Source organism: Facklamia sp. P12937, assembly GCF_050409505.1.
GTDB lineage: Bacteria > Bacillota > Bacilli > Lactobacillales > Aerococcaceae > Facklamia.
Map to the genome: position 1 here is coordinate 1 of NZ_JBNUPI010000008.1, position 13,454 is coordinate 13,454.

Consider the following 13,454-nt stretch of genomic DNA (forward strand, 5'->3'; position numbering starts at 1 on the left):
ATTTTTAGACATAAAAGGACCCCCAAAAGTTAGTTTTTAACTCGAACTTTTGGGGGTTTCTTCAAATTTAGAGGTTTTTTGAAGCTAATTTTATAGAGTAGATTGTTGGTGTATTAAAGCTGAACTTCATTTATAATAATAGTAAGACTTTTTAAAAAGGAGAAGGATTTATGGATAGAGGATTTAAACTAGTCAATAAGCTTTTTATTTTCACTATATTATTAGCTTTATTATATACTCCTATTTCTGCTAAAGCGAATCAAATAACCACAGAGTCATTAACAGAAACTAAAACATCAATAGAAAACAAAGTGGATCAAGAATTACTTAAGAAACTTTCAGAATCATTAATTGATTTGAAAGAGGTTGAAGAATTTGAGGTCAAGATGAAGTGGACCAACCTGGATGAAAATCAAGCGATGGGGCAAGCGACCTACCAAGTAGATGTTACAAAAGGAGACCTGAAGGGCGATTTAAAGTTTCAAATGGAAGATGATTATCCCGAGACAGCAGATTTTGGCTTTATATCATATGGAAGACACCGTTTGTTCTATGTAAAAGAATTTGCTTTTTTAGATAGCCTAGCTTATTTTAAACAAGCTTTTTTTAATTACCAGTTTGATAAACAAATGGCTAAGTACACTAATCTTTATACAGAATTTTCAAATGAAACAATTGGGACGGTTAATCTTAATGAAAAGCCTGCGACTTCTTTGCTGCTCATTCCTAATCGGGATAAGTTAATGAGAGTAGATAAGGGACAATTAAGTTTCAAGAAGGATCAATATCATTTAAATATTGAAAGAATCGATATTCCAAGTCTTTTCTTTGATAAGCACCCCTTCTTATCCATCTCTTATCGTTTAGATCATTTAATTCAACCTTCTACTTCATCTATCATGAGCGAGTATCAAGATTGGGAAAATCAATTCAACCATCAAATTAAAATTAATGAGCAAGCGAATGATTTTTTATTCGGAACAAAAATTGAATCCGAATTTTCTAACCATTTACAAGTTAAGGAAACGGAACACCGAACACCACAGTTCAATAAAACACTAAATTTGATGAGCCAAGGTTTAACTGATAAATTAACGAGTTTCACCATGGACTTTGATCCAGATAAACAAATTTTAGATGTTACCTTGGAGGGTATTGTAGAAAATGTAGCTTTTAACTTTTTTAGCAAAGATACAGCTGAACTTACTACTAAAAGAGTTCGATTAGAATATTCTTTTAAACCTAAAAAAGTAGTTATTCCCCAAAGAACAAGTCTTAAAACAATCAGTCCGGCAGCTGCTGACTATTTAATGGAAGAATTACTATCAAAAGAGAAAAAGTAATGCTTTAAGAAATGGGCTTGTTTTCTAGAGACTTCTACTATAAATGATCTTAAGAATGAAAGAGGTAATAGAATGAAGTGTTTTTATTTAAAAGATTTTGCGAGTCAAAGAATTCAAGCAGGAGAAAAATTAATAAGGTTAGAAGACTTTGAAGATCCTGGTGATATTAAAGATGCACCTGAGGGGATGATTATCTTTATTACTGATCGCAGTCATAACTTTAAAGGGCAAGCTTTCGTTGGTCGGCAAAACAAAGGCTTTGCTTGGGTTTTTAGCTTAAATTTGGAAGATTTGTGGTCCAAAGAACTCTTTTCAATTTACTTTCAAGAAGCTGTTGAACGTAGACAATCTCTATTGGACGACCCTACAACAACGGGTTTTCGTTTATTCAATGGTGAAGGAGATGGATTAGGAGGAATATCAATCGACTGGTATGACCATTTCATTCAAATCAACTGGTATTCTAAAGGTGCTTATGAGTATCGTGATTGGTGGCTTGAAATTCTTTTAGAATCTCCACTTGAAGTTGCAGGTATATACGAAACCAAGCGTTTTCCAATAGGTGATAGTGAAAAAGCAATGGGACATGTTACCGGAAAAGAAGCCCAACAGCCTCTAATTATTAAAGAACAGAATCGAAAGTATGCTATTTATTTAGGTCAGGATTGGATGACAGGCCTTTTTTTTGATCAAAGAGAGGTACGACAGTATATTCAAGAGCAAGCAAAAGGCTTGTCTGTGTTAAATCTTTTTTCATACACGGGTGCATTTTCAGTTGCAGCTAGCCTAGGTGGTGCCAGTAATACTATCAGTGTAGATGTAGCTAACCGTTCATTAGAGTTAACTAAAGAAAATTTCTTAATTAATCAATTGGACGCTGACAATTTATCTAACGAGATTAGAATTATGGATGTGTTTGATTATATTGACTATGTCAAACGCTCTTCAAAAGATTTTGATATGGTGGTATGTGATCCTCCTAGTTTTGCCCGAACCAAACGTTATGTTTTTTCAGCCTTAACTGATTATATAAAAATGGCTAAAGATTTGTTTAAAATAACGAAAGCAGGAGGTTTGTGTGTCTTATCCACAAACCATTCAGCTTACTCAAAAGATAAATTTATTGAGGATATGAATGAAGCTGGGCGTTTAAGTGGCAAGAAGGTTCAATTGATTCAAAGTTTTAGACTTCCCGAAGACTACCCTTCTTCCGTTGATCCTACGAGTCAGTATCTTACAGTTCTGGTATATTATTGTTCTGAATAAGAAAGGCAGGGAGTAAGAATGTCTTATATTGCATTAAAAGAAGTTGTTAAAGAATATAAAACTGGCGAAGTCGTTACACGAGCAAATGATGGAGTCAGTTTTACAATTGATGAGGGAGAGTTTGTGGTTATTTTAGGTCCTTCCGGAGCTGGTAAATCAACTACACTAAATATCTTAGGTGGAATGGATCAAGCGACCTCCGGACAGGTAGTTATAGATGGAGAAGACATTGCTAAATACAAGGCTAAGCAGTTAACGCGTTTTAGGCGAAATAACGTTGGTTTTGTCTTTCAAAATTATAATTTAGTTCCTAACCTAACAGCTAAAGAAAATGTGGAATTAATGATCCACATTGCTAAAAGTAATATGCAAGCAGAAACCGTACTTAAAGAAGCAGGGTTAGGACATCGATTAGATAGTTTTCCTGCTCAGCTATCTGGTGGAGAGCAACAGAGAGTTTCTATTGCGCGGGCCTTAGCAGGTAGACCCAAAATTCTTCTTTGTGATGAGCCTACAGGTGCTTTAGATTATGAAACCGGCAAACAAATTTTGAGATTATTACAAGATACATGTCGAGAAACACGTACAACTGTTGTGGTAATCACTCATAATACGGTGATTTCGAAAATGGCAGACCGTGTGATTAAAATTCGTAATGGACAAGTAGAAGAAATCGTTAAAAATCCGCATCCTACTAATGTATTAGATTTACATTGGTAGAAAGGAGGTAACATGAAATCGCTCATAAAGGATATCTTTCGTGAGATATTAAAAAGTTTCCCACGATTCTTATCGATATTAGCTATTATTAGTCTAGGAGTTGCTTTTTTTATTGGAATCAAAGCAACAGGACCAGCTATGGTAGAAACCGCGCGTGACTATTATGAAACTTATGATTTGCCCGACGGTCGTATATTATCTACTCAAGGTATTAATGATAATGACATTAAAGAAATTAAAAATTTAAAAGATGGCGCAGAACTTCGGTTACGTCCCATTAAATCAGTTATTGGTATGGTTGAGCCAAGTACTCAACCTATCAAAGTTTTTGGTATCAATGAACAAGATAAAAAATATTATCAATTGGTTGAAGGGAGATTTCCACAGAAAGCTTCTGAAATCACATTGGATAGTAAGTATCTTGATTTAATTAATACTGATCCAAACGAGTCTGTCAAAGTTGGAGATAAGGTAAAAATCACTCTGAACCAACGAGCAAGTGAAGACGCTATAGATAGTGATAATTCAGATTCAATCTTTTCAATAAAAGATAGTGAATTGATAACAAATGAGTTTGAAGTTGTTGGATTTGTTCAAACACCACTTTATTATGAACGCATTAATCGAGGCCTCGACCATTCTGTTTTTGGGTTAATTCAAGAAGATCAAATACAAGCCAGTTACTATAGTGAAGTTTTCTATTGGATACGTAATAATAGAAAGAGAGCTTATGAACCAGCTTATCAATCAAGGCTCGATCAACTAAAAATTAAATTAGAAGATTTGTTAGCTAATCGTCCAAAACAGCGTTTGGAAGCCAGTAAAAAGGATATTCAAGCTAAATATGATGAGGTTAGTTCAGATTTAGAAGAAGCTAATAATGACTTTGAGGCGGCAAATAAAAAAATCTCCGAAGTCGAAAAGACACTGATAGATTCTGAACAAGACCTTCAAGAAGCTAAGATAGAATTTAGTCAAATTGAAGAAAACTTATTGCGGCAGTCTCTAGAAGGCAATATAGACTCTAATAATCCTCAAGCTTTAGGAAAGCCTGAAGAACAAGCAGAGTTGTTGGAAGGTCAAGAACAAAGCTTAATGGCTAGTAATGAGTTGTTTTTCGGAGAAAATCAACTGAGTCGCTCAAAAAAAGCTGTAGCAGATAGTATTGCTGAGAATAATCTAGAATTAAGAGAAGGACAATTAGCACTTGAGGAACTTAAAGAATTAGAAGCAGATTTAAAAGAACCGACTTATCATGTGTTGACACGTCAAGACGATGCAGCTTATAAATCTCTGAAAGAAAATGCGGAAAAATTGAATGTTATTTCTAATTTGTTTCCAGTTTTCTTTTTTGCTATTGCCGTTTTAGTTGTTTTCACAACTGTTAAGCGCATGTCAAGTGAACAAAGAAACTATATGGGAACCATGCAACAAATGGGATACCATCGCTGGCAAGTAATCTTAAAATTTGTGGTGTATGCTGGGTTAGCAGGAGTGATTGGAATAGTCTTAGGAATATCTTTGGGCTATCGTATCTTTCCACCAATTATTCTACAAGCATATAATTCCATGTTTTATTTGGCTAACCCATTGATTCCTCGCTCTTTATATTGGAATATGATTGTCGGTGCTATTGCTTTAGCTTGTACACTGATACCAGCAATATATACACCTTATGTATTGTTAAAGCAAGCTCCTGCACAACTTTTAAGACCTGAACCCCCTAAACAAGGTAAACAAATTTTACTTGAAAATTGGACTGAGTTTTGGAAACGCTTATCTTTTAATCGTAAAATGACTTTGAGAAACCTTTTCAGATATAAAGGAAGAAATCTCATGACTTTCATTGGTGTAGCAGGCTGTTCAATGTTAATTCTCACTGGTTTTGGAATTAGTGATACTATTTCAGGTTTGCTTTCTAATCAATTTGAGCAATTACAACGCTATGATGCTACCCTGGTCTTGAATGAAGATTTAGGCCAATATCAAACTCAAAAACTGCAAGATGAATTAGCAGATTACGAAGGCATTGAAGCGTATTATCCAATCCGTTCAGAATCCTTAGAATTAGAAAATGATGTTGAAAAAGAAAATGTCAATTTAATAGTTCCGCTAGGTGATGTTCAATCATTTAAAGACTTTGTATTTGTAAGACAAGGTGGAGATGATAAAGTGGCTGAACCAGTTGATTTAGATGAAGCAGGACCTCTTTATACAGAACGATTAGCTGAGTTATTCAACTTAAAACCCAACTCTAAAGCTATCTTTAAAATGGACGATGAAAATTATACGATTCCTTTAAAGGGAGCAGCAGAAAACTATGTCAATCATTATCTCTATATGGGAGAAAATGACTACAATCAGGTGTTTGAAAAGCCCGCTCAAATTAATGCTTTTTTACTGAAATATGAAGCTAATGCCAAAGTGACTCGTATAGAAGACCAGTTACAAGATAATGAGGATGTTCAAGCTATCGTTAATATAACTAATATAGAAGAAGTAGTTAGCAAGACGATGGATAGTTTATACGTCATTACAATTGTTTTAATCGTTTCAGCGGCAGCCTTAGCTTTTGTGGTCTTGTATAACTTGACCAATATTAATATAGAAGAGAGAAATCGTGAACTGGCCACTATCAAAGTTTTAGGTTTTTATGCAAGAGAAGTGAGTTTGTATGTCTATGAGGAAATCTTTATAATCACAGTATTAGGTTCTTCTTTTGGCCTGATAGCTGGACGTGTGCTTACACATATTATTATGAAACAGATGCAAATGAATTCAATGCTCTTTTATCCTAGGGCAATCCTAGCATCCTTTTTAATATCCTTTATTCTTACATTTATTTTCTCAAGTTCTGTTATGCTGATCATGCACCAAAAAATAAAACGTATTAATATGGTAGAAGCTCTCAAGGGACTTGATTAATCAGTCCCGTATTGTTAAGCCCTTTAAGAATATGCTACAATGGTTTAAGTTAAGAACCAATTATAGAGCGACTATCTAAGAGGAGGCAATCAAATGAAGTGTCCAAATTGTGGACGGAATGTCCGTAGTAAGACCCAATGTGCGTACTGCGGTTATAGATTTAATCAAGCAGATAAAAAAGAACAGAGTTTATTGAAAAAGAGAAAACCTAATGATGAAATATCAGTTGAAAAAGATATCCGTGGTCTAAATGAAGTAGCTGATAATGAAAAACATTCTCAAGCTATCAAAGACAATAGACAGCACGTTCCTGTTAGGCGATCTCTTGAAAAAGAATTAGCAGAAGCAGAAAAAGAAGCTAAATTAGCTTATGAACGTTCACTTCAATCAAATTCAAAAGGCAATGAATCGGAAGAGGATTCAGAAGAAGCTTTTAAGAAAAGGGCAGACGAAATTTTATCTTATCCGTACACTGGCTCATTATTTTCTGATGAATCCACCGATAATGCTGAAGATTATATTGTCCCTAGAACTAAAAAGACTAGTTTTGGTAAAACGCTTTGGACTATTGTCAAATGGTTAATTTTATTGGCAGCCTTTTTTTTAATGTTTGTTTACGGACCTCAATTGGTAGGCATGGTTAAGAGTTATTTGGACCCAATAATAAATCAAAATAGTGAACAACCTGTCCAAGAAACTGAGACTTCTCAACTTCCAAAGGATACTGAAAAAACAATGAATGTTACTTCAGATAATTCTTCTTCTGAAGTAAAATCAGAAGAAGAAAATCAAACAACCACTGTAGAAGATACTGTTTTTGAAATAGAAAAATCAAAGGTAGATGTGGATGCTTATCCGATGATTACAGTTAATCTCGATTTTGCCAACTCTCTTTCTGATGTAGATCAAGAAACATTTAACTTTAAAGTGAAATATAATGAGACTGAAGCAGAATTGAAGGATGAGTTTTCTCTTTTTAAAGAAGGCAAGAAACTTAGATTATCCTTTAATGATCCCGCTTTATCAGTGATTGGTGAAGATACAAGTCAACAAGAGCTTTTAATAAGTGCAGAGAATTTTTCAGAACGCATCGCTTATGAAGTACCAAATAAGCAAGATCAAGCAGAAAGAATTGATCAGTTTAATCAAATAGTTACCAATTACTTTTCTAATCAGGAAACAGTAGCTTTACAAATTCAACAGCTAGGAGATAAAGCACCCTTTGTTTATGAAAACCAAACAATGGAGGCTGATCGTCTAATCGCTTGGTTTATTTTACAACGTACCTATGAATTGCTAGCAGAAGAAACAATTACTCTTGACCAAGAAATCCCTGTTAAAACACAATTAATTGCTTCTGGGGATACAGGACAAGTGGCAAGTCAAGCTAGAGATTCCTATACAGTCCAAGAGTTGATTGATTTAACTATTCAATCAGGAGATGCCTCTGCCATGAATCATCTCGTTCAGCTTGCTGAGGGTGTCAACCGCTTTAACTACTGGTTAAAAGAGTCTGGATATTTTGCTACTCGTATGAACGCTCCATTAGCTATTGAAGAAGATAGTTACATAACGGGTGCAGTCACTGATGTAACGGACTTAGCTAATTTACTTGTCAAATTAGCTAAAAACGAATTGATTGATGGAGAATATGACGACTTGCTGAAAGAATCAGTCAATCTCTCACCATTCACAGATAAATTTCCCAATTATAATGCTAATGTGACTCAACGTTACGAATTATTAACTACCGAAGAAAACCCACAACTTCAACATATTGCCGGGATTGCTCAAGCAGCAGGAGAAGACTATATTTATGTAGTTCTTACAAAAAAATTCACTGAACCTTATGAAATGAATGGTAAGATAAGCCAAACAATTAATGATATACTCATACAATATTTAGCGAACCAAGAAGGTGCTGAGATCTTAGAAAATGAAACTACTCTTGAGGTGACGCAAGAACCAGTTCAGACTACTCAAGCAGTAGTAACCCCACCTGTTACATCGGTTGAAACAGGTGTAGAGCCGACAGATAATTTATATAATGGCAAGCAAACAGAAAACTATTACTGGTTTGGCGATGAATACCGTAGAGGCACCTGGTATCAAGATGAAAATGGTGCTTGGTATTATTATTAAAAGGTTTATTCAAATGATTAGTTTTGAGATAGAAAGACTTCAATTTAAGAAGTCTTTCTATTTTTAAGAGCTTTTCCACTTCTCACATCACTTTTTAGGTGTATAATAGAGAAAAAGGGAGGAATTTCAATGAGTCCTACACTGATACAAATCGTTATTCATGCTATTAAAGAGAAATTTCAAACTGAAAAAGCTTTTTATGCGGAAAAGTTAGGCATTAGTCCTCAATCTTGGGACCGATGGAAAAAAGGAGAACAAGGTTTAAAATTTGAAAATATCCAAATAATATCGACTTTATTTACTGACTATGAATGGATGCTTGTTCAAAAAGTTGTGCGAAATGCTGAAATAATTCCAGAGGTTTCAGCTAATCCTGTTGGAGAATACCTCTATCTTAAATATCAAATCGCCAAGACTTGGGTTAACCATGGTATGGTACGCTTAGAATGGCATCAGAGTGAAAGCTCAGAAAACCAACAGAACACAATGATCTTGCAATTAATTGCAGATTATCAATTTTGGGGATACAACGATATAATAGAAATTCGTCTACCTGGAGTTTTGAGACAACAATTAGAAACTGATGAGGTAAAACTCTTACAATGGTTTGATGACCAAAGTGATAAAGTAAGAGACACTGTCGAAGAATAAAAATAGAGTGGTGAAGCTATTTGGTGCAAAGAAAACGCAAAAAAGCTCATAGACCCAGAAAAAAAACTTTGAAAAATAATAAGAAACTTAAACAATTCAAAAAATGGCAGGAAGCTTTCTTTAAACGATTAGGATGTTTAAGCTTCTTTATGATTATCTTTATTAGTTTACTTTTTGTGTTGTTATTTCGTTGGATGTCACAACCGGCTCCTAATTTTTATCAAAATGAGCTTTATCAATCAGATCACTTGCTCAAAGAACAATTTATTGCAGATTTGGTCCCAACTGCCCAAGCTTTACAAAGAGAGTTTGGTGTCTATGCTTCTGTGTCTTTAGCTCAAGCTGTTTTAGAATCGGACTTTGGTAGAAGTCAATTAGCTAGCCAGCATAATAATCTATATGGTGTAAAAACAAGTGCTGACGATCCTAATTCTGCACTCTATCCAACAATGGAGTTTTTTGATGGCGAGTGGGTTGAGATTAAGGATTATTTTAAGGTGTATCCTTCTAGACAAGCATCAATGCGTGAGCACGCTCTTTTAATGATTAATGGAACTTCTTGGGATCCTAATCAATATCAAGCTGTATTACAAGCCAAGGATTTCCAATCACAAGCTCAGGCATTACAAGATTCGGGTTATGCAACCGATCCAAATTACGGAGAAAAATTAATAAATATGATTGAAGAGTGGCAATTGGATCAATATGATCAACCATAAAAAGAATAATATGATGGGAGGGATAAAATGGTTCGAAGACATCAACCAGGAAGTATGATTGGTATTATTGGAGACTCACTTACAACCGCTTTACTGGCCCAAGAGGCCGGAAGATTGGGGTATCGTGTAGCAAGCATGGTGAGTCATGATGAAAACCCGGTCAAACAATTTTCTTATTGGCAAATAGTCGATGCTAACTATCAAGACGAGAGTTTAATCGAATTTGCAAGCTTAGTGGATATGATATATATTGAACCAGGTATTTTATCAAACCGACATTATAAATTATTGGAAGAATATACTGACTTGGCTTTATCAGAAGATTTAGTTGCAATTACAACAGACCGTTTAATTGAAAAAGTTTATTTAGACTCTACTAAAAGTTTAGTAGCACCTTTTTCAATGGTGACTTCCATTGAAGATATTAAAGAAGCGATAGAATATATAGGTTATCCTTGTGTTCTTAAGTCAGGACAACGACATTTGAATCAAGCCAAGGACCACATTCTTCTATTCAATGAGGATGATTTACCTTTAGCAGAGAAGAAAGTTGAGCAAGCAACATGTATACTTGAGGCTTGGATTCCAGTTGAGAAGAGAGTTTCTTTGACTGTTGTCAGAAATGAGCGAGGAGAATTATTGATTTATCCTCCCTTTGAATTAGTAGATAAAGGGTTAATTATTGGTACACAAGTAAGGTATCCTGCGCGTATTGTTGATGAGGTTTCTAATGAAATCAACCGATTAGGCCGATTAATTGCTGAGTCACTTACATTGATTGGGGCTTTGACATTAGAGTTCTTTATTACATCTTCTGGTGTTATTTACATCAATCAAGCTTCGATTGGCTTATCGCAAGCGGCAACTTTTACAATCGGCTCGATGTCCATATCGCAATTCGAAGCGTGTATGCGAGCGCTGTCAGGCTTGCCTTTGCCTACCTTAAAAGTAAAATCAGCAGCAGCTATAGCGATTCCTTTAGAATATTTAAATATAGAAAATGTCATGACACAATATATGTCTCGCACAGATTGGGGTTTTGCTTTAGTAAATTTTCCTGGACAATTACACAATCATTTGGAAGGACAGGTAATCATAACGGGAGATAGTTTAATATCGTGTGATCGGCAAATTGAAATGACCGGATTATATAAAATTCAATAGAATTAAGAAGCTGAAGGGATAGCCTTGGCTTCTTTTTATTTTATGAGGAGTTGAGAGAAGGCTATAAAGGACATAGGAGATTGTTCTTATTTTTGATATAATATCAAATATTGGAAGCGTTGGTGAAATGGAGTGATAATATGAATTTATTAGAAAGTATAGGTCGATTAAATAATAAGCAAAAGGAGGCTGTATTGACTACCCAGGGACCGCTGTTAATAGCCGCTGGGGCAGGTTCAGGAAAAACACGGGTTCTTACTCACCGAATCGCTTATCTTGTTGAAGAAGAAAGAGTAAATCCTTGGAATATATTGGCTATTACTTTTACAAATAAAGCCGCAAATGAAATGAAAGAGCGGATTAAAAACTTAGTTGGCCCAGATGCAGACTCTATATGGGTCTCAACATTTCATGCAATGTGTGTGAGGATACTTAGAAGAGAGGGCGAAAAAATCGGTTATCAACGAAATTTCTCAATCGTAGACCCATCTGAACAACTAACTTTGATGCGTCAAGTGTTAAAAGAATTAAATTTAGATAGCAAACAATTTAAAGATAAGAATCTTCTATGGCAAATTGAACAAGCAAAAAATGAAGGTAAAAGCCCAGCACATTATTTACAAACTACCGGTAATTTTGTTGAAGAAATTTATGCAAAAGTCTATCAACTTTATCAGACAAAATTAAAACAAGCCAACGCCATGGATTTTAATGATTTGATTCTTAATACTGTTAAATTATTAGAAGAATATGATGATGTCCGTCACTTTTATCAGCATAAGTTTCAATATATTCATGTTGATGAGTACCAAGATACCAATAATACTCAGTATCAACTCATTCGATTATTAACAGGAATTCTTAATAACATTTGTGTAGTAGGAGATGCTGATCAATCTATTTATGGCTGGCGCGGCGCAAATATGGAAAACATTTTAAACTTTGAATCTGACTTTCCTCAAGCTAAAACGATTCTATTAGAACAAAACTACCGTTCCAGTCAAAATATTTTAGCTGCAGCTAATAGTGTGATTAAAAATAATCGAAATCGTAAAGTTAAGAAATTATGGTCTAATAAGGACAAAGGAAGCAAGATTAAGTTTTATCATTCAGACAACGACTCAGAGGAAGCGCTTTTTGTTATTCAAGAAATTATTGAGCTTAAAGATCGTTTTAATTTAAAAAATGATGATTTTGCTATTCTTTATCGAACTCAAGCTCAGTCACGCTCTTTAGAGGACCAGCTGTTAAAAGCCAATTTACCTTATAAAATTATTGGGGGCTTGAAGTTTTATGCTCGTAAAGAAATCCAAGACACCTTGGCTTATTTAAGGTTAATTAATAACCCCGCTGACAACCTTAGCTTTAATCGAATTGTGAATGTTCCTAAACGTGGAATTGGAAATACCACTATCGAGCGGTTATCAAATTTTGCTGCTCAGATTCAGTTACCCTGGTTCATGGCGATCGATTATTTAGATCAGTCTCAACTATCTAAAGCAGTACAAAAGAAATTACAAACGTTTGCTCAAATGGTTAAAAATCTTCAAGAACAAGCAAAATATCTCTCTATGAGTGAACTAGTAGAGCAAGTGTGGCAGCTTTCAAACTATACTCAGGCTTTAATTGAAGAAGGCACTCTTGAAAGTCGAGCTCGCTTAGAAAACTTAGAAGAATTTGCTTCAGTAACTAAACTTTTTGACCAAGAGGATCATAGTTTACTGTTAGAAAAAGATCCTGATTTTCAAAATCAAGATCAAAGCACTATCGAATCGCAAGCAATTTTAGAAATATCAGGTTCAAATGTTGCTTTGGATCTATTTGAGTCAGCAGTGGAAAGTGAGGACGATACTAATCAATCAACAGCTTTATTGACTCAATTCCTTACAGAATTGTCTTTGGTTAGTGATAACCAAGAAGAGGATGAACAAATGGGTATCACTTTGATGACTCTACATGCAGCCAAGGGCTTAGAATTTCCGGTTGTCTTTATTGTTGGAATGGAAGAAGGGATTTTCCCATCCTATCGTTCTTTTGATAATGAAGAAGATTTAGAGGAAGAAAGAAGATTAGCCTATGTAGGAATGACACGCGCTGAGGAAATATTATATTTAACAGCAGCATCCAATCGTCTACTATACGGACGTTATCAGCAAAATTTAGTTAGTCGATTTATAGATGAGATTGAACAAGATTTACTTGAGCATATTGGACTTCCAGGAAGAGTCAAAAGATTTACTGCAAATAATCGAGGAAAAAACCAAGCCAATAGAGTTAAGTTAAGTCCCCCTTCGGCTCCCGTTAAGAAGAAGCGAGCTTTCCAAGCAACTTCAAATGTCAAAGGTCTAGAAATGATTAACTGGCAAGTGGGAGACAAAGTGGACCACAAAGCTTGGGGTCAAGGGACAATTGTAAAAGTTGACAAGTCAGCTAGCGACCAAATTTTAAAAGTAGCTTTTCCAGAGCAAGGAATTAAACAGTTAATGGCAGCATTTGCTCCAATTACTAAGTTATCAGATTAGGA

The 13,454-nt window shown here is 34.9% G+C and carries 9 protein-coding genes; all 9 read left to right on the forward strand.

Annotated features, from left to right (window positions below; translation table 11 throughout):
- Positions 1-170 precede the first annotated feature (170 nt).
- Complete coding sequence (locus tag ACQV2R_RS04045; protein WP_428891856.1) at positions 171-1,343, forward strand: hypothetical protein; 1,173 nt, start codon at positions 171-173, stop codon at positions 1,341-1,343.
- A gap of 72 nt (positions 1,344-1,415) precedes the next feature.
- Positions 1,416-2,609 (forward strand): class I SAM-dependent rRNA methyltransferase, encoded by a 1,194-nt coding sequence (locus tag ACQV2R_RS04050; protein WP_428891857.1) that lies wholly within the window; start codon positions 1,416-1,418, stop codon positions 2,607-2,609.
- 18 nt (positions 2,610-2,627) lie between these two features.
- Positions 2,628-3,329, forward strand: a complete 702-nt coding sequence (locus ACQV2R_RS04055) for an ABC transporter ATP-binding protein (protein ID WP_428873556.1) — start codon at positions 2,628-2,630, stop codon at positions 3,327-3,329.
- Between the two features lie 12 nt (positions 3,330-3,341).
- On the forward strand, positions 3,342-6,254 hold the full coding sequence (locus ACQV2R_RS04060) for an FtsX-like permease family protein (protein WP_428891858.1): 2,913 nt from the start codon (positions 3,342-3,344) through the stop codon (positions 6,252-6,254).
- 93 nt (positions 6,255-6,347) lie between these two features.
- Positions 6,348-8,396, forward strand: coding sequence for a serine hydrolase (locus ACQV2R_RS04065; RefSeq protein ID WP_428874875.1), 2,049 nt, complete (start codon positions 6,348-6,350; stop codon positions 8,394-8,396).
- Positions 8,397-8,525: 129 nt separating this feature from the next.
- Complete coding sequence (locus ACQV2R_RS04070) at positions 8,526-9,047, forward strand: hypothetical protein (RefSeq protein ID WP_428873559.1); 522 nt, start codon at positions 8,526-8,528, stop codon at positions 9,045-9,047.
- Between the two features lie 68 nt (positions 9,048-9,115).
- A complete protein-coding gene (locus ACQV2R_RS04075; protein WP_428873560.1) occupies positions 9,116-9,766 on the forward strand; it encodes a glycoside hydrolase family 73 protein in 651 nt (216 codons plus the stop codon).
- A gap of 27 nt (positions 9,767-9,793) precedes the next feature.
- Positions 9,794-10,930 (forward strand): ATP-grasp domain-containing protein, encoded by a 1,137-nt coding sequence (locus tag ACQV2R_RS04080; RefSeq protein WP_428873561.1) that lies wholly within the window; start codon positions 9,794-9,796, stop codon positions 10,928-10,930.
- Positions 10,931-11,070: 140 nt separating this feature from the next.
- A complete protein-coding gene (locus ACQV2R_RS04085; protein ID WP_428891859.1) occupies positions 11,071-13,452 on the forward strand; it encodes a UvrD-helicase domain-containing protein in 2,382 nt (793 codons plus the stop codon).
- The last annotated feature ends 2 nt before the right edge of the window (positions 13,453-13,454 follow it).